Here is a 16,689-nt window from a genome sequence, read left to right as displayed (position 1 = left end):
TACTGGGGCTCGTCGCGGCGGAGTCACCGGGAGGGGCCCAGCCCCAGCGCGTCGGCGATTTCGGCGGCTACCTCGGAGTGGGCCAGGTAGCGCTCGATGGCATGGGGCTCTTCCTTATTGTCGACCTTGATCTCTGTGATCGGCTGTCCCCAGCGGAGTGTCAGGGGACGGCCGGTGGCGACGACGTCGTTGACGTCGAAGGTGTCCACCCAGGAGACCTCCGGATGCTTCTGCTCGTCGTCCGGGAGGTTCCTGACGACGGTATCCAGGCCAAGCGGCGAGCCCGCAGTGATCCAGAGCTTCGTACGGGCACGAAGGCTGGCGTCGGCGAGGAGGTCTCGTGCGACGACCGTGCCGAGACTGTGCGATACGAGGACCACCGGTCCCGTCTTCGGGACGGACTTGCGTACCTCTTCCAACACCTCTTCGCGGGCATGTGTCAGGTAGACGGCGACGTCGCGCAGGAAAAGTTCGATGATCCCCGAGTCAAGTCTGGTGCTGTCGGCGAACCAGCGCAGGACCCGGCGGGCGCCGCGCCACGAGAGCAGGTCCTCTAGGCTTTCGTTTTGAGTCTCCTTCTGTACGAGGGTGGCACCTTCGTTGCTACTCCCGGACGCCAGGTCCTGCAAGAGCTGGCGCTCTACTCGCCCCACCTTGGTACCGAGTTCCGGGTGAAACGGGTCGGCGCCGTCCCTACGGTCGCGGTGCAGGCTTTCGAGGTTGATGTCCGTGTCGCTCAATGCCAGTTCGTGCTCAAGCTGCTTCAAGACATCGCCGTAGAAGGGGAACGCGACCGGCACGTTGTTGGCGGGCTGACGCTCGGCCAGGACAAGGCCCGCGGCCAGCCCGGCCAACCACTTGCGTTGCAGCTTGTCGGGATCCTTGCCGTGCTGGCTGCGGCCGTGCACGAACAGCAAGGTCGGCGTCATGAGTTGCCTCCGTGGTTCTTCTTGAGCGCCTCGTCGAGGAGGGCGCGCATGTCAGGGCCGAGACCGGCCATCGCCTCCTTGAGGCGCTTGACGATGCAGCTGACTCTCAAACCCTCGTTGGCCGTGTAGTGGATGGCTTCCTCACCCATGTCGGCGGTCCAGATCTCGCCGGTCCGGGTGAGATACTTATCGCCCTGCATCGCCGCGAAGCCTCGGCGGTGCAGGGCGACCATTTCCCATTGGTCATTGAAGACCGGTGATCCCGAGGAGCCGTTGCGGGTGTCGCTCGTGTAGCGCAGCCACTGGACGTCCTTCCGGGATACCACCCAGTTCTCGCGGATACTTACGCGCTTGCGATCGCCGTCGGGGTGGTGGATGACGTTGACCGCTTCGCCGTTGAGGACTTTGCCCTTTTGGCCGATCAGTCGTACCCAGCCCTGCTTTTCGCCGGGCGGCGCACCATCGAGGTCCTTGAGGGCGACTAGGGAGAAGTCCAGCTCCTCGTCGGTCAACCAGAACTTCCGGCGGTCGAACGGGACGCTTGTGAACGGTTTGGGCTCACCGTCGTCGCTGTGCTCATAGTCGAACTCCGCCACGCCTTGCGATGGGGGGAAGTGGTTGGGTGTGACATGGTTACACGTCAAGAACAGGCGGGGCGAGACCAGCACTCCGGACCCGTATGCGAAAGCCACCTCACCCGGCTCCTTGTGCACCACACGCCCCACCGCCCGGGAGGCGGCGAGGCCGCGGCTGAGGAATGTGACCCAAAGAGAGTCATCTGGACCGATCTGAGCCTCGTCGCTGGGGTCGTTCGCATTGCGACGCCTCCGCCTGCGATCGACATCGCTCTTGTTGTTGGCGCGAGTGGGGTCGTTGGTGGCGATGGCCGCGTAGGACTTGGAGATCTGGATCTTATCGGCCGCCCACCGCGCCGCAGCGGCACCGCCGGGATCGTCGGGCATATCTCTCCCTAAGCCCAAGATTAGGACTAGGTTGCATCAGAAACGTCGTCACCCACGGAGAGGCGCGCGCGTGCGAACAGGTGATGCATCCGCTCCGGCTGTTCGTGCTAGGCCTACGTACATCGAACGCCGCCAAGGAAGCGCCGTGGCCACTCCGGATCACAAGCCGCGTATGCATGTGCGAGGGAAACACCTGCGGGGGTGGCGTCTGCCGTGCAGAGGTGTTGTCGGCGGCGTCGGTGGCGGTGTACGTCACCGGGACGCCGTTCGTCGTGATGGCCACAGCGGCGGCCGCGCCGGGAACGTCGGTGGAAGCGGCCGGCTGGGCACCGCTCGCATCGTAGGTGGTCTTCACAATGCCGGAGCCGCAGGACCCGTCAAGTGCGCCGATGCTGACAAGTGCGGAGCAGGTGGTGTTCCAGCCAGCGCCGTTCGGCGTCGGCGGGGTGGTCGCGAAAATTGTCGGTGGGGGCGTCCGATCATAGGTGAACCGGCCGGCTGGGGTGACCGGGCTGGTGCCGTTGGCGTTTGCCACAGTGAGGTCCACGGTGCCCCGCACCTGCTGGGGCACGTCCAGTCAGTTCCTCAGTCCCGATGACGTCCAAGCCATTCGAGAAGGAACTTGCCGAGCAGGCACATGGCCTTTATCGACGCGATGGGCCACGGCCTGAACGCCGCCGCGATGGCGATCGGCGCCTACCGGCCTGCCCGGCGTGTGTTCGTCAGTCCGGCCGAGAAGTACACGCACATGGGCGACTCGATCTCCCGGCAGTTCGGTCCCGACCAAGACGGCAGAGAAGGGTTGGACAACCTCCTCCAGAAGCTCGAGCTTCTCGTGGTGCTTACCAACCGCGGCCTGCTCGAGGTTGAATACGTTGCAGCCCTGTTCCCCTGGATCCCTACGACCTTCACATTGGTACGTCCCTATGTTGGCCTGCACCGCAGTGAACGGCCGGGCTATGCCACTCAGACAGAGAAGCTGGTAGGTCGGTACTGCCACTAACGAGCTCGGCTCACCCTGCCGGGCGGCGGGTTCGCATCGGGGCCTGAGCAGCTTTTCGGTCTCTGACCGGTCTTTCTGCTTCCTGTTCGGCGCGGCGACCGGGTTTGCAGCACGGGCCGCTGGTCCACTGAGGCACGTGGAGGAACTCGATCCGTTCACGGCGCTGCTTCAAGGAGTACTTGATGGCAGTATCGGGTTGAACGAAGGGCGCCGGGCCATCCCGGACATGGCTCGCACAGGAGTGATCGAATTCGCTGATGCCCTGGCGCTCTGTGCTATGGCCCGCTCGGAGGCTTATCAAGACGCAGCATGGCGGAAATGCCTGCTAGCAGCCGAGCTTTGTTACGAAGCGACGCGGGTGCTGAGCAAGTCCCAAGATGAAGCCATGGAGGCTTGGCAGTGGTGCGGAGTCTTCATGATCGACATCATGCACATCGGTCTGCTGGAACACGGTGACCTACGCCTTTATCTGCGGGCCTCGAAGGTCGAGCAGGAGACGACACAGCAACGCACCAACAGTCTTCGCCCCCTCCGGGCCGCCCTGTCGTTGGCATGGGGCACCCTCCTTGTGGACTCTTACACCTCCAACCGCACCCCTAGCAATTACCACAACGAGCACGCGATGTGGTTGGAGCGGGCCCTCCACCGCGACGATCCGGAACTGGCGTATCTGCCCGACTCGCCGGCCGGGGCCGCATGGCCTCAACCCCTCGACGGTCTCCGGATGGCTGCGGACCACCTTGAACTGGCCCTATCGGCGCTCTCCGATCATGAGTACATGGTCGCTCTCAAGGCTCTGGTGCAGGCCGTCGAATGGCAGGGCTACATCGGCGGAGTGATGGACACCGACCGGCTGCGCGACTTGGCCGTGCGGGCGTTGCGGGTACTACCTGACGATTTCGTGACCGAGCGGGCCGGCATGGCGGCGCTCCTGCAACACCTCGGCGAGGAGCAGGCCAGCGAGGAGCCCGCTGCGCAGATACGGCTTATCGAGGAGATCGAGAGGGACTGGGCCGGATTCAGCGCCCGGCACACCCCCAACATGTCCTGGGAGGTCCTCGGCCGCCTTGCCCCACTCGTTGGCCACCGCATCGGCAATGGTATCCGGGTGGCCTGTCCCTTTGCGCTCCACTAATTCTACGTCCATGCGCCCCCCATTCCTGCTGCACCGCGAAGCGATAACCTGTCACCGCCTCGGGAAGAATTCCATGGGATATCAACCGGCAGTCGGGAACAACGGGCTGCGCTTCCTCGGAGGCATACTGCACCCCTGAACTCGCTCCGGTCAACAATGTTCACGTCTTTGCTCAGGCTGCAAGCCCTTTCCTCTCGCCCGGCCCCACGGTTCCCAACTGCCCCATAAATTGGCCGTGCCGCCCTCTTGTCACATCCGACACCATAGATACACCGAGGGATGCCGAGCTAATGATCTTCTCGCCTGCTCGGGAATCTTGGGCCGGATCTTCTGGCCGGCGAAACAGGGAGAAACACCAATCTGCGGTCGCTGAAGGTGCCGCCTGGGCCCGCGTGCCGTCGGGCAGGATCAGCCGGACGACGTGCCACCGCGCATGGGCAAGGCATCCGGGAAACCTGACGCCCGGCCACGACAGGGCCTCCGCACGGTCGGGGCAGCGCAATCCGGAAGCCGGCCGCGGCGAGGACTCGGTCCGGTCCGCTGTCACTGCAGCGCGAGGTCGGGAGATCGGCGGAGCGGGGCTGCCCCAGGAACGGCTCGTCCGGAGCGCTTGTGGAGGCCGCTGCGCGGGCCGTCGTTGACTGCGGTGTCCGGACTGGTACTGGTGCGCCCGGTCACACGGTCCCCGGGCGAGCGGCGATCTCGGCAGAGGGGTTCGGGCACATGGTCCTGGTCAGGGGAGCCCGCCATGTCTGGCTGGAGCACACGACCGTGCGCTTGGCGCAGCCAGGCACCTGGGACGGCGACCAGTGAGCTGTCTGGGTTGGATCACGGCGGGCTAGCGATGCCGGCGGCTCACGGGTGGACCCTGATGTGATCCGACCTGAAACCGACGCACCAAGAGCGCCCCGCGGCGGCCGCTCGATGAGTGAGCTTCTTCAGCGCTGCCGCTCCAGCGTGAGGATGGCCTTGGCGATTGACGTCATGCGGTTGGGGCTGCACCGAGACCTGCGGAAGATCCGCCAGGACTTCAGGCTCGCGACACCGCGTTCAACGGGCGCTCGTGCTGCGGCCAGCGCCCGGGTGAGGGTCCTTTCGGTGGGAGTGAGTTCCTGGAGCGGCTTGCGTTTGATGCCGGTCGTCAGCCGCTGTCCGCCGCCTTGGTAGGCGAGATCGGCCAGGATGGGAACGCCCTGACGCTCGCAGATCCGGATGATCCGGTGGGTGCGGGCGGCGGTCAGGTCGTGTGCGCGGTCCGGCAGGGCGGGCGAGAGCCACAGCAGCCAGCCGCAGGGGTCGGTGACGACCTGCACGTTCGCGCCGTGGCGCCGATGCTTGTGGGCCCCGGTCTCCTATCTCTGACCCACAGTGCAAAGTAGCCGCGGGGGCTACTTGCTGGTCTCCCATTGCCGGGGATTGCGGGAGGTCCGCAGTTCCTTGAGGTCCGGGATGTGGTTGTAGAGCGTGCCGACGGAGACGCCGAGGATCTTGGCGATGGTGGTGACGCTGTTCTCGGGGTTGGGCAGCATGTCGCGGGCTGCGCGGATGAGGTCCTCGTTGACGACCGTGGGGCGTCCGCCGACCTTGCCGCGGGCTCGGGCGGCTGCGAGGCCCTCGTGGGTGCCGGCGACGATGAGTTCGCGGATGAACTCGGCGAGCGCGGCGAAGACGAGGGCCGGGCATCACAGCCAGCGCCACGGACCGCATCGACGCGACAACCCGCTCACCGGAGGGAGGCGACAAGTTTCCATTCCATCCTTCTCTCCAGAGCCGAATGGGTCGAGACCTATTTGCGGATACATGCACATGAGGAGGAGCATGGAGGAAAACGTTCCGTCCACTCAATCCTGGGTCGGTCGCTGTAATTTGTCACCGTTTCAACAAGAGCCCCACGGGCATACGTATCGCATCAGGCGCACGACTACGCACATGGACATCCCATGACTATCAGCGTCCGGCGGAGAATTCCCCGGTTGATCTGCGCTTCTGGCATTAGCGCCATACTCCTGGTTTCCGCAGGAGCTACCACAGTCATAGCAGCCTCACAGTCACCCTCGGATACCTCGGTCCGGGTGGTGCCCCAGATGAGAAGTTCGGATCCATCGGGTGATGATCAAGAGACGACGGATTCGGAGGGATCGGGAATTTCCACCGACACTGGAGGAGTTGACACCGGCACCACGAACGAGGACGCCAGCCACCCGCGCACGGACACCGGCACCACGAACGAGGACGCCAGCCACCCGCGCACGGACACCGGCACCACGAACGAGGACGCCAGCCACCCGCGCACGGACACCGGCAACAAGGTCCCGTTCCACAAGCTCGGTGGCGATCAAGATCAATCCCAAGAAACGTCAAAGTATCAGCAAGAGAATTCAACGAACCCAGAAGAATCCCAGCGTCGGGTTCTCTACTTTGGGTTTGCGGCCGTATGTATAGCCGCTATTGTTACAGCTCCCGCCGGCAATGTAGGTGCTGTCGTTTCGGGTTCCGCTGCATGCGGAAGTTGTTCCAAGAGGCCGGTAACCAAGCTGGTGCACTGTCGGCCTGCTTTGGGAAGTACGGTGGGCTTTCTCCCAGTGGCCTGGAAAGCGGCCTGAAAACCTGTGTACTCAATTTCGCACCCTAATCGGTCTTGAGTATAGAGGTCGATTGAGGCGCGGTCTCTGTGATCTGTTACGAGCGGATCAACTTGCCCGCGTGTTGGAGTCGCCTACGGGCAGCCCGGGGTGCCCGTTCCTGCACACCCCAGACTTCCTGAACGCCCTTTGTGGATACTCGAAATGGTCTCGGCGAGGTATCCCGGTCGTGTTGCGGTGGTGTGCGCAGGTTACTTGGACCTGGCGGGGGGACTGAGGCGCATCGCCGCGCCTTCCAGTCCCCGCCGCAAGTCACGACCTGTGGTCTCAGCGGCCACTTGCCGGCCCCCCCTGCGGGCTTCGGCGTCAGTCGCGGCTCTTTGAGCTGTCCTTCTCAGCTTGGATTACTACATCCGCTTTCTCCTTGATTTTCCCGTGCTCGTCGAAGATGCCTAGATCCACTAGGCGATTGAACGTCTTGCCGCCGGCTCGGATCTTGGAACCGGTGATCGGGTTCGTGGTGAGGAGATGTTTAGGGACGCTGTTCCTCTGCATGGGAGAGGCTCGCGGTGACTCCGAGTGAGATATATGCGATGAGCTTAAAATGTGGGTACTCCTGAACGGGCGTTTTCCAGGACTCGCCCGAAGGTGGTCCCGCCGGTACTGATCTTCACGTCGGCTTCCGCCGTCCTACCGACCTGCGAAAGGGCGACACGCAAGAGCCTGTCGAGCTCGCCCGCCGGCTGTGGTCCCTGCCGGAGATCGCCGACCGCTACCACCGCCTCAGCCGCATTGCCCGGCCTCGCCTCGACCGGCTCACCGGCCCTGCCGGACTCTCCCGGTCCGCACTCCTCACCACCGCGGTCGAGCTCGCCGCCGAACTCAGCGTGGCCATGGAGCCCGACCCGCTGTTGCCGGCTCAGCTCCTGCCCCAGCCCTGGCCCGGCACCCAGGCCCGGGAACTCATCGCCCGGTGCTGGGCGGCCCTGCACGAACGAGAAGGCGCCGAATCCCGCCCAGCCCTCTTCCGCCTCTACGCCGACATCACCCGAGAAGCTGCAGACCGGACCGCGCGCTGAAGACGAGACAGAGGACGTGCACCTTGATGCGTACCGACCGGTGCATGTTCGGGGCTCTGGCAAGATTTTCGTAGGCGGAGATCTCTTGAGGACGCGATCGGATAGGGCACATGGCGGGCAGCCTCTGACTGTGCCCTGTTGAACTGGTTAGTCTGTTACCGCAGTTGTCTGATGTGCTTGTGGTCTCGGTCGAGGTCTCTGATGCTGTGGTGGCGGTCCGGGCCCGCACGAGATCCGGTGTTCCTGCGGGATGTACGGGATGCGGACAGCTCAGCACGTGGTGCCATAGTCGCTATGCACGGCGTCTTTTCGACGTCACGCTCGCGGGCCGGCCTCTATTCATCGACTTGTCCGTACGCCGTCTGTACTGCGAGAACACGACGTGTCCGAAGGTGACCTTCGCGGAGCAAGTGCCGGGGCTGACCGTGCGCTACCAGCGGCGGACGCCACGGCTGCAAGGCCTGGTGGAGGACGTCGGTGTGGTGCTGGCCGGCCGGGGCGGTTCCCGGATGCTTCGGATCTTGAATATCAGGCTTTCGCGGGTCGCGGTACTGTCCCAGCTGATGAGGGTGTCGTTGCCGCCACTGGTCACGCCCAAGGTGCTGGGGGTGGATGACTTCGCTCTCTACGGCGACACCTAAGGAACGCTCCTGGTCGACGCCACCACCCGGCTTCCGCTCACCCTCCGGGAAGGACGCGACGCGGAACGGCTCGGCCGCTGGCTTCGAGATCACCCAGGAGTTGAGGTCGCCTGCCGCGACGGGTCCCTCGCCTACGGGCAGGGACTCACCGCAGGCGCCCCGGATTCCGTGCAGGTCAGCGACCGCTTTCACCTCTGGCAGGGCCTCTCCCGCCGAGTCCAGGACATCGCCTGGACCCACCGCGGCTGCCTGCCCGCAGCACTGCCTGCGATCGGCAATGGAGCTTCCGCACAGGTCGAGGAAGCCGTCGAGAACACCACGGCGGACACCCGGGCCGAGCTCCACGCCCGAAGGCTTTTCGAAGCCGTTCAGGCCTCGACCCGTTCTGGCCGGAGCCACAGCTCCGTGGCCCGCGAGCTCGGCCTGAACCGCCGAACCGTCAACAAGTACGCCCGAGCACACACTTGGCAGGAGGTCGTGTGGCGCCCTCACGCAAGGCCTCCACCCTGCATCCCTACCTCGACTACCTGCAGCAACGCTGGGACGAGGGACAGCACAGCGCGAAGATCCTGCACGAAGAACTGCAGATCAAGGGCTACCTCGGCCACTACCAGCGAGTGAAAATGGCCGTCGCACCCCTCAGGCAGGGCCTGCCCATCGACGAGCCACGCGAGCGACCGCCCTCACCACGCGAAACCGCCCGATGGATCACCACCCACCCGCACCGGCGCAGCCCGCACATCAACGACCGCCTGCACCGTCTCCTCGACCACTGCCCTGAACTCAAGACCGCCCACGACCTGGTCCGGCGGTTCGCAGCAATGGTCGACAACCGCGACGCGACCGACCTGCCAGAGTGGCTGAACGACCTCGCGAACACCGGACTCGCACCGCTAACCGGCCTGGCCAGAGCCCTCCACGAAGATCGACATGCCGTCGCACAAGGCATCACCACCCCTTATAACTCCGGGGTCAACGAAGGCCGCATCACCGACGTCAAGCTGCAGAAACGCATCATGGTCGGACGCGCTGGCGTCCTCCTTCTCCGCCAACGGGTCGTCCTGATCGCCCACCTCCGCCGCCGCTATGCGGACCGACCGACCGACCGTGTCCTCGAGATGATCTCCGCCTACGAAAATCTTGCCAGAGCCATGTTCGGATGTACGCCGACGGGGGGTCAGCGGGTGCCGATGACGATGACGGTGAGGAGTCCGAGCGCGATGAGGACGTAGAGGGCCTGGCCGAGGAGATGCCTCATAGGGTGCTCGCCGGGCTGTAGGCGGCGAGGGCCCTTATGAGGTTCTGGATTACGCGGGCCAAGCCCCGGGCGTGGTTCCAGTGGGCAGGGTCCCCTGTCCCGCGAGGGCCAGCCGCGGAGGCGTAGTCCCAGTCGGCGAGAGCACCGATTGCGCGATATGTACGGTCCGTCTTGGGGATCGCGGAGACCTGCCGGTGCAGGTCCGACCCGCAGGTGATCAGGTCGTTGATCAGTCGGGCGAGACCGATCGTGTCCGGCCTCGACGAGTACGGGCCGAGGGCCTCAGCGATCAAGCTCTCGGTCGTAGTCTCGGCCCCGCTCAGGTTGGTCATGCCGGTGCTCCCTACCGTCGTCAGCGGGTGGTAGGACGACGGTAGGGGCGTTTCTGTAGTGGCAGGGGCACAGATTGTGCCACCTCGTTCAGGCCGTCAGGAGACCCAGTCGGGATGCCAGTTCGGACGCGCGGCGGCGCCGTGCGGGGCTCTTCGCCTCGGCCTCTTCCAGGATGATCCGGCGCGCGTACCCGCTGTACTGGACGGTCTCGGGGGCAGCTTCGTGGGCCTGCGCGAGCGTCGCCAGGGCGACGTCCGGCTGGGCGTCAAGGTGGTAAGCGCGGGCTTGCTCGATCCGGTGCCGGGCCCGACGCGGGCGTGAGGGGATCGCCTCGGCCTCCGCGCGGGCGGCTTGCCGCGCACCTTCCCCGCCGGCGTGCAGCTCGACGGCGACGGTGACTGCGTGCGCGCCAATGACGGCGCGGGAGAAGGAGGTTACCGGGTGAAAGTAGCCGCCGGGCAGCGACTCGGCGAGGGCCCTGGCCTCGTCCCAGTAACGCCACGCGGTGCCCGTCTCGCCGCGGCGTGCGGCGGTCAGCCCGGCCTCGACGGTCAGGGCGCCCACGACCGCGCGGACGTCCGTGCCCGCCTCGGGCAGCAGCGGCTTCAGGTAGCGGAGCGTCTCCAGCGTGACGGCGTCCGCGGCGTCGAGGTGCGCGCTTTCGCGGTGGGCCTGCGTCGTCAGCCACGCTGCGAGGCCGATGGCGTGCGGGTCCTCGGAGTCCTGCGCGGCCATCATGCCGCGCTCGGCAACACGCCAGACCAGCGGCGCATCAGGCTGGTAGGCGCAGAAGAACTGGCTCAGGAAGTAGACCTCGGCGAGCCGGGCCTGCGCCGCCTTCCGGTCGGCGACCGTCTCGGCCGCACGGACCGAGGCCTGCGCGTCCCGGATCAGGTCCGGCAGCAGCGAGCCGATGACGTCGCGGTGGTTGGGCGCGGAGTGGCGGGCCTGCCACGCTCGCGACAGGCGGGCGGACAGGTGTGCCACCGGAGGTGCTTCCTGGCCGGTGCCGAGCCGGAGTGCGTTCAGTGCCTCGCGGACCGCGGCGAACCGCGGGTGGCCGGGGCCGGCGAACAGAGCGGTGTGCATGGACTGGTCCCCCGTGAGGTCGGACAGGTCCCGGACGCGGAGTACCTCGGCGATCCGCAGGATCATCGGCAGCGCTGGGGTCTTCAGCCTGCCGGTCTCCACGGCCTTGACCCACGATCCGGACCGGCCGATGAGGCCGCCGAATTGGTCGCGGGTGAGGCCGCGGCGGGTGCGGAGGATCTGCATTCTCTGGCCGAACACCAGCGGGTCGCGGTACGGGTCCGGGGTAGCATCGGTAGACATGGTGGCCTTGCCCCTCTCCTTGCAGCTTCGACACCTGCCAGCGTAGGGGGCAAGGCCTTTCTCGTGTGCCCCTGGACGCACGAAAGCGCCCCCTCCCGCCCGTAGGCGGACGGGGGCGTTGTGCGGTGCCGGTCGGGAGGGCGCACCACTGGGAACCCCAGCTGGTGGTGATTGTGCTCGTTCCCTGACCGGATAGCGTCAGGCTCGACGGTAGTGAGGTCTGCCCGGTGAGGATCGTGCTGAGGCGGAGGCTCGGCGCGACGAGGCCCCGTGTTGGCAGAGATGCCGTTCCGGCGGCCTTGAAGGTCAGGGAGTTGGTGGTCCACGCGGACCCGTTGCCGAGGAGCATGGCGATGAAGTAGTTCCCGGGGCCTCTATAAACGGTGCCGTGTCGACCCCGCGCCTGCGGGGACCGTCCGCGCTCGGCGAACTGGCCTCGCCGAGCGCTCAGGTCGCCCCCGTGCCTGTGGGGTTGGCGTGTTCTAGGGACGGTCATCTGGTGGTGACGGGTGCGGGTTGGCTGGATAGGGCGAGGTTGATGGTGTCTTCGGTGAGGGTGTCGAGGGTGATGTCGTAGGTCCGGGCCATCTGTTGGAGTCGGGCGATTGTGCGGTGGAGGGCGGCGGTGTTGTCGGCGGCCCGATAGATTTGCAGAAGGTCCTTGTAGAGGAGTTCGGAAGTCTCCTCAATTTCGAGGGCTTGTTGGATGGCTCGGCGGGCGGCGTCGAGGTCGGGGTCGGGGCCGTCGGTGTGCCAGAGGGCGAGGGTGTGTGCGGTGTCGGTGATCCGCGACTGCATCTCCTGGATCACGGGTTCGGCCCAGGTCAGGTTCCGTCCGTCGAATGGTTTGCCTCTTACCAGTGCCATCGCGCTTTCCAGGTCGGCGATGCCGTTTTTGGGTCCGGCGGCGAGTCCGCGGGATGCCAGCTTTCGGAATAGTTCCCAGTCCGAGGTGACGGAGCGGTGAAAGGTGTACCCGCGGCCGTCCTTCGGCCGGGGCAGGAGGGGGAGTCCGTCATGGGTGGTGCCGACTTCGCTGCGGAGTTCGGCGAGTCGTGAGTGCAGGGTGCGGGTCTTCCACGGGTTGGCGGGGTCCATCGCCTTGCACAGGTATTCGGTGCTGCGTCCGGGGCGCAGGTGGACGAGGGCTGCGAGAGCGGTGGTTCGCGTGGTGTGGGCGTGGGTGGAGCCGGTGCCGCCCGTGATGTGGAGCGGGCCGAGCATGTCGATCCGTACACGCGGGGGCTCGCTGGGCTCCGGCGTCGCAAGCCCCTTGGGAGGTGCAGGTTGTCGGGCGGCGGGCTGGTGGGGGAGGGCGGCCGGTTCGTCGAGAGGTTGGGCCGGGTTCTGCGAGGTGCGGGCAGCCTGTTGATCCGTTGTGGGCTGCGGAGCCGGGGCGGGGCTGAGGCCGGCGAGGAGTGCGGGGAAGGGGTTGCCGGGGTCTTGGGCATCGGCGCTGGTGATACGTACGGTCAGAGGCTGCCCGCTGGCGGCCGGCTGTTCGTGGCTCTCGGCGAATTCCCACGCGCCGGTGGCGGGGACGGGGTCCTGGGCGGACACGGTGAGGGCGTGGACGTACTCCCGGTACTGCTCGTCGGTGACGCGTTGCAGCGTCACTGGCAGGTCGAGCGGGTCGAGGCGGCTTTCCTGGTTGCGGGTCGTGTCGAGGATTTCGGCGTGGGGGAAGACGCGGCGGGCGGTGGGGGTGTCGGGTAGGACGACGGCGGTTTGTAGGGTGCGGGCGGCGGCGAGGGCTTCAGCGAGTTGGGTGACGTGTTCCTCGTCGTGGTCGCCGGCTCCGATCAGTAGCCAGGGCAGGATCTGTTCGCCGCTCTGGTGGGCTTCGAGGAGGAGTTCACCGAGGTCGGCTGCGACAGCCGGGAGGTGGGGCATGGTGCGGAGTCGGCCCTGGGGCAGCAGGCCGGCCAGGCGGGTGCCGAGTCCGGTGGTCAGGATTTCGCTGTAGTCGGTCCATTTGCAGGTCGCCAGCTCGAGAGCCAGGGCGCGGGCGACTTCCAGGATTTCGTCGGGGGTTCCGTCCAAGAGCAGGACGCGGCAGGTCATGAGGTCGGCCAGGAGCAGGCCGTCGTCGGTGGCGCCCAGGGTGACGAGCCCCGGGTAGGGGGCCTCGACATCCTGGAGATCTGTGGCGGGCGGCAAGACCGCCTGGTTGTCCAGGATCCAGGTGAGAGCGTCGGGGCCGGCGGCGAACGGGGCGATGGGCTCGGCGGGCTCGTCGAGCAGCAGCGTGATGACATTGGCTGTGAGGTGCGCGCCGCGCAGCGCGGGCAGGATGCGGCCGTCCGCGGCGGCCTGGTGGGCCAGGGTGCGCAGGAGCCGGTCGAGGAGTTCGGCGTCCGCCAGAGTGCCGGTGGCTCCGAGGAGTTGTTCGAGGGTGGTGGGCTCTTCGTCTTGGGCGATGGTTTGTCCGGCTCGGCGTCGGCGCTGCTGCAGGATCCTGCGCAGGCCGAGGGCTCCGGCGAGGGAGGCGGCGAGGAGTGTGCCGATCCCGGCGGTCATCGTCCAGTTGACGCTGTTGCCGGTGGCGGCACTCTGCGGGGCGGCTGTTGCGGGGGCATCGGACGGGCTCGGCGCGGGAATGGGTGCGGCCTGGCGGGGGAGTGGGGTGGTTGATGTCGGGGTGGTCGGAGCGGGAGTCTGCTCGGAAGGCTTGGACGTTGCTGGGGTCGGAGTGGGGGAGGCCTGTGTACCGTCACCGGTCGGCGGTGTGGCGGCGGGCGGGGACGGGGGTGCGGCCGGCTCCTTCGGCGGGGGTTCTGTTGGGGCGGGTGCGGCCGGGGCTGGTTCGGATGGGGTGGCGCCCACCGGGGGGAGGGTCAGGTGTTGTCCGGGGTAGATGAGGTCGGGGTCAGTGAAGGAACCGCGGCCGGGAAGTGGCTTGCCCTGGTTGAGGTCGAAGATTTCTTGATTTCGCGTGGGGTCACCGAGCTGTTCGCCCGCGATCAGGGTGAGGCTGTCGCCTTCCCGTACCTGGTACACGCGCTGCCCGGCCACGACTGCGGGCCTTTGACCGTCCTGGGCCTGGGATCCCGCAGAGGTGACGGGGGTGGCGTCGGCGGGGAGGGCGAGGGTCCACCCGGGCTGGATGGGCCGATCGGCGCGGAAGATACTCCCGTCCGCCATGGTGCGGTCTTCGTTGAGGGCAGCAATCTCCGTCCAGCGTTCACCGTCGCCCAGGGTCTGCTCGGCGATCGACCACAGGCTCTCGGCCGGGCGGACGTCGCGCACGGTATGCGTCACCGTGCCGGTCCCGGCGTCACCGGCCGCCCCGACGCCGGTGCTGCTTTCGGCCGCTGCTCCGGGCATGGCCGCCGCGCTCACGCTCACCGCCTGCGCGACGGAGGGGGCGGCGGTGGCCGGTGTGGCGAGGGCGGGTCCGGCGGGCAGTGCAAGCAGGACGGCGCCGACGAGGGCGGCGGCCGCCCGCTGCCCGACGAGTCCACGGATCTGCGGGGCGGCGCGGCCGCGGAGCTGTGCGGGGATTTCCAGCAGGACCGCGCAGGCGAACAGCGCCCATCCTGCCCAGCCGGCGACGGCGAGGGCGAGGAGGAACACCTGCCCGGAGTCGTCGGTCGACAGCAGGCTGGACAGGGCGGCGAGTCCGGGCGGTCCCACCTGTGTGGTGGCCCACCACAGCAGCAGGGGAAGTCCGCCGAGCAGCGCGAGCAGGACCGTCAGGCTGAGCAGGCCGCGCAGCAGGGCGGCCGCGGTATGTGCTCCGCTTGTCCGGCGGGGGCCGGGAGGCTTGGTGGTGGGCTTGGGCATGGAATGGGGCCCCTTCTTGTACTGGTCAGCTATTCGGGCTGGGTGACGCCGTGGAGCAGGCGGGCGCTGCCGTGCCCGGTGACTTCCATCGAGCCGATCCCCACGATCGGCAGGAACTTCGTCGTGTACGTACCGCGGACGGTCACGGTGAGCTGGGTGCGGTCCGTGGACAGGGTGGTGGAGCCCTGGCTGCCGGCCCGCGCGAGGTAGGCCTGGGCGGCGACCGCCGCGGCCTCAGGGTCGACGCGGATGCCTGTGCCTTTGATGGCGGAGGCGGGGTCGATGGCTTGTCCGGCGGCGCGTGCGGCTTCCATCGCGACGGCGTCCGCGCGTTCGGTGGCACGGAGTTTGCCACCGCCGTCGATGGCCAGCCCGACGATGGCCAGCAGCGCGATGGTGACGATCGCGGTGTAGACCGAGATCCCTCCCCTGTCGCCCTCCAGTCTCCTCTGAGGCGATGACGGCGTCGGTGCGGGTGTGGATGCGGGTTTGGGCATGGGTCATCCCTCCCGGGATCGGAAGGCGTCGACAACGGACGTGAACTGGCTGGTCAGCGTCCTGGACCCGGGAACGCCGGGGAGGAGCAGGTCGGACAGCGGTACCGTGCACAAGATCGTCACGGTGACGGTGCCGACCTGGCCGAGCGGGACGGCGAGCCCGGCCGTGTTGACGGAGATGCTGGTGGAGGCGCAACGGATGCCCTGGTCGTTCAGGGTCCGGGCCGCGGCTTCGGACGCTTCGGTCTGGGCGCTGGCGGCAGTGCGGGAGATAGACGCGGCACGGGCGCCGTCTTCGGCGGCGGCGTCGATTTTCGCTCCGGAGGTGACGATGCGGCCGCCGGCGATGGCCGTGCAGAGCAGCATCAGCATCACCGGGGTGATGATGGCGGCCTCGATCGACGCGCTGCCCCGGTCATCGCGCATCCGCCCACGCCAGCCCTGGCGGATCCCATTGCGCTTCACGGGGTGTTGGGTGGTCATGGTGCCTGTACCCACCGCTCGCGGGGCGCTCCGGCGGACTGCGACACGCTCAGCCCGGCAATGCCGGGGATCAGCGACGGGGCGAGACCGGTAACCGTCACCCGTACCTGGGCTGCACTGCTCCCGGAGGTGCTCACCGCGCTCTGGGTCAGGCTGCTGCCGGCGATGCGTCCCAGGGTTTCCCGGGCGCGGGCCGCGCCCGCGCCTTCGGGGGCCTGGTAGGTGCGGGCGGCAGCGACGCCTTCCCGGGCCGCGGTGAGGGCGATGTTGCGGGCGTAGATCCACATCGAGGCCTGCACCACGGCGACGGTGACCAGGACGACGAACGGGAAGACGATCGCGGTGGAGAGGGACGCCTCTCCCCGGTCGCCCCGGAACCGGTCCGTACCCGTGCTGTTGGGCACGGCTGGGGCCGGTCCGGGCTTGTCCTGCTGCGGCACGCTTTCCCGCTTCCTGTCGTTTCTGGCGGGTCAGACGCCGGTGAGGGCGGTGTTGTACCGGCTGAAGACGACCGCGAGGGTGCCTGCGATGAGGAGTGCGCCGGCCACCAGGGCGACGATGATGATGACGGTGGTGATCGAGGTTTCGCCTCGGTCGCTGGCCTGTTCGCGGCGGTTCTTGAGCCACTGGGTCACCCGGATGGCGGTCTTGATCATGATGGACTCCTTG

15 protein-coding genes and 2 pseudogenes are annotated in these 16,689 nt (G+C 67.2%); 5 read left to right on the top strand and 12 right to left on the bottom strand.

What is annotated here, in order from left to right; translation table 11 throughout:
• Positions 1 to 23 precede the first annotated feature (23 nt).
• Both ACFYYB_RS26270 and ACFYYB_RS26265 read right to left on the bottom strand, forming a co-directional pair.
• Positions 24 to 929, bottom strand: a complete 906-nt coding sequence (locus ACFYYB_RS26270; protein ID WP_389438001.1) for a hypothetical protein — start codon at positions 927 to 929, stop codon at positions 24 to 26.
• Entirely contained in the window at positions 926 to 1,891 is a 966-nt protein-coding gene (locus ACFYYB_RS26265) for a trypsin-like serine peptidase (RefSeq protein ID WP_389438000.1), read from the bottom strand. The genes ACFYYB_RS26270 and ACFYYB_RS26265 overlap by 4 nt, the downstream gene beginning before the upstream one ends.
• 637 nt (positions 1,892 to 2,528) lie before the next feature.
• Here ACFYYB_RS26265 and ACFYYB_RS26260 point away from each other — a divergent pair.
• Positions 2,529 to 2,894, top strand: coding sequence for a hypothetical protein (locus ACFYYB_RS26260; RefSeq protein ID WP_389437998.1), 366 nt, complete (start codon positions 2,529 to 2,531; stop codon positions 2,892 to 2,894).
• A gap of 886 nt (positions 2,895 to 3,780) precedes the next feature.
• On the opposite strand, the gene ACFYYB_RS26255 is transcribed toward ACFYYB_RS26260, so the two are convergent.
• From ACFYYB_RS26255 to ACFYYB_RS26245, 3 genes and pseudogenes are all read right to left on the bottom strand, one after another.
• On the bottom strand, positions 3,781 to 4,041 hold the full coding sequence (locus tag ACFYYB_RS26255; protein WP_389437997.1) for a methionine adenosyltransferase: 261 nt from the start codon (positions 4,039 to 4,041) through the stop codon (positions 3,781 to 3,783).
• Between the two features lie 926 nt (positions 4,042 to 4,967).
• Positions 4,968 to 5,372 (bottom strand): annotated as a pseudogene (locus ACFYYB_RS26250) (transposase family protein); the annotation flags it as partial.
• A 45-nt stretch (positions 5,373 to 5,417) separates the two neighbouring features.
• Complete coding sequence (locus tag ACFYYB_RS26245; protein ID WP_389438443.1) at positions 5,418 to 5,663, bottom strand: helix-turn-helix domain-containing protein; 246 nt, start codon at positions 5,661 to 5,663, stop codon at positions 5,418 to 5,420.
• A gap of 1,646 nt (positions 5,664 to 7,309) precedes the next feature.
• Here ACFYYB_RS26245 and ACFYYB_RS26240 point away from each other — a divergent pair.
• From ACFYYB_RS26240 to ACFYYB_RS26225, 4 genes and pseudogenes are all read left to right on the top strand, one after another.
• A complete protein-coding gene (locus ACFYYB_RS26240) occupies positions 7,310 to 7,690 on the top strand; it encodes a PaaX family transcriptional regulator C-terminal domain-containing protein (protein WP_389438442.1) in 381 nt (126 codons plus the stop codon).
• Positions 7,691 to 8,082: 392 nt separating this feature from the next.
• Entirely contained in the window at positions 8,083 to 8,331 is a 249-nt protein-coding gene (locus ACFYYB_RS26235) for a hypothetical protein (RefSeq protein WP_389437995.1), read from the top strand.
• 9 nt (positions 8,332 to 8,340) lie between these two features.
• A pseudogene (locus tag ACFYYB_RS26230) lies at positions 8,341 to 8,499 on the top strand (ISL3 family transposase); the annotation flags it as partial.
• A 311-nt stretch (positions 8,500 to 8,810) separates the two neighbouring features.
• Positions 8,811 to 9,563: a transposase gene (locus tag ACFYYB_RS26225; RefSeq protein WP_389437994.1), complete on the top strand. Its 753-nt coding sequence runs from the start codon at positions 8,811 to 8,813 to the stop codon at positions 9,561 to 9,563.
• A gap of 22 nt (positions 9,564 to 9,585) precedes the next feature.
• Here the strand turns inward: ACFYYB_RS26225 and ACFYYB_RS26220 are convergent, their stop codons facing one another.
• The 7 genes from ACFYYB_RS26220 to ACFYYB_RS26190 all read right to left on the bottom strand — a co-directional run bounded on the left by ACFYYB_RS26220 (position 9,586) and on the right by ACFYYB_RS26190 (position 16,676).
• Entirely contained in the window at positions 9,586 to 9,921 is a 336-nt protein-coding gene (locus ACFYYB_RS26220) for a hypothetical protein (RefSeq protein ID WP_389437993.1), read from the bottom strand.
• 88 nt (positions 9,922 to 10,009) lie between these two features.
• The gene (locus ACFYYB_RS26215; protein ID WP_389437991.1) at positions 10,010 to 11,254 is read right to left on the bottom strand and encodes a helix-turn-helix domain-containing protein; all 1,245 of its coding nucleotides are present in this window, start codon (positions 11,252 to 11,254) and stop codon (positions 10,010 to 10,012) included.
• A 492-nt stretch (positions 11,255 to 11,746) separates the two neighbouring features.
• A complete protein-coding gene (locus ACFYYB_RS26210; protein ID WP_389437989.1) occupies positions 11,747 to 15,040 on the bottom strand; it encodes a LysM peptidoglycan-binding domain-containing protein in 3,294 nt (1,097 codons plus the stop codon).
• A gap of 29 nt (positions 15,041 to 15,069) precedes the next feature.
• Positions 15,070 to 15,537 carry a hypothetical protein gene (locus tag ACFYYB_RS26205; protein WP_389437988.1) on the bottom strand — a complete coding sequence of 156 codons (468 nt, stop codon included), beginning with the start codon at positions 15,535 to 15,537 and terminating at the stop codon, positions 15,070 to 15,072.
• A gap of 3 nt (positions 15,538 to 15,540) precedes the next feature.
• Entirely contained in the window at positions 15,541 to 16,020 is a 480-nt protein-coding gene (locus ACFYYB_RS26200; protein WP_389437987.1) for a TadE/TadG family type IV pilus assembly protein, read from the bottom strand.
• A complete protein-coding gene (locus ACFYYB_RS26195; protein ID WP_389437986.1) occupies positions 16,017 to 16,460 on the bottom strand; it encodes a TadE/TadG family type IV pilus assembly protein in 444 nt (147 codons plus the stop codon). Before ACFYYB_RS26195 ends, ACFYYB_RS26200 begins: the two co-directional genes overlap by 4 nt.
• A gap of 30 nt (positions 16,461 to 16,490) precedes the next feature.
• A complete protein-coding gene (locus ACFYYB_RS26190) occupies positions 16,491 to 16,676 on the bottom strand; it encodes a hypothetical protein (protein WP_389437984.1) in 186 nt (61 codons plus the stop codon).
• Between the last annotated feature and the right edge of the window lie 13 nt (positions 16,677 to 16,689).

It is taken from the genome of Streptomyces sp. NPDC002886, assembly GCF_042888445.1.
In the GTDB taxonomy this organism is placed as follows: domain Bacteria; phylum Actinomycetota; class Actinomycetes; order Streptomycetales; family Streptomycetaceae; genus Streptomyces.
Note: the sequence above shows the minus strand (reverse complement) of the source record. Positions and strands in the feature narration are given on the sequence as shown.

Bases quoted from the DNA above. Each gene is read 5' to 3' on its own strand.
- ACFYYB_RS26270 (WP_389438001.1), bottom strand. From the start codon at position 929: ATGACGCCGACCTTGCTGTTCGTGCACGGCCGCAGCCAGCACGGCAAG.
- ACFYYB_RS26265 (WP_389438000.1), bottom strand. From the start codon at position 1,891: ATGCCCGACGATCCCGGCGGTGCCGCTGCGGCGCGGTGGGCGGCCGAT.
- ACFYYB_RS26260 (WP_389437998.1), top strand. From the start codon at position 2,529: ATGGCCTTTATCGACGCGATGGGCCACGGCCTGAACGCCGCCGCGATG.
- ACFYYB_RS26255 (WP_389437997.1), bottom strand. From the start codon at position 4,041: ATGGACGTAGAATTAGTGGAGCGCAAAGGGACAGGCCACCCGGATACC.
- ACFYYB_RS26220 (WP_389437993.1), bottom strand. From the start codon at position 9,921: ATGACCAACCTGAGCGGGGCCGAGACTACGACCGAGAGCTTGATCGCT.
- ACFYYB_RS26215 (WP_389437991.1), bottom strand. From the start codon at position 11,254: ATGTCTACCGATGCTACCCCGGACCCGTACCGCGACCCGCTGGTGTTC.
- ACFYYB_RS26210 (WP_389437989.1), bottom strand. From the start codon at position 15,040: ATGCCCAAGCCCACCACCAAGCCTCCCGGCCCCCGCCGGACAAGCGGA.
- ACFYYB_RS26205 (WP_389437988.1), bottom strand. From the start codon at position 15,537: ATGCCCAAACCCGCATCCACACCCGCACCGACGCCGTCATCGCCTCAG.
- ACFYYB_RS26200 (WP_389437987.1), bottom strand. From the start codon at position 16,020: ATGACCACCCAACACCCCGTGAAGCGCAATGGGATCCGCCAGGGCTGG.
- ACFYYB_RS26190 (WP_389437984.1), bottom strand. From the start codon at position 16,676: ATGATCAAGACCGCCATCCGGGTGACCCAGTGGCTCAAGAACCGCCGC.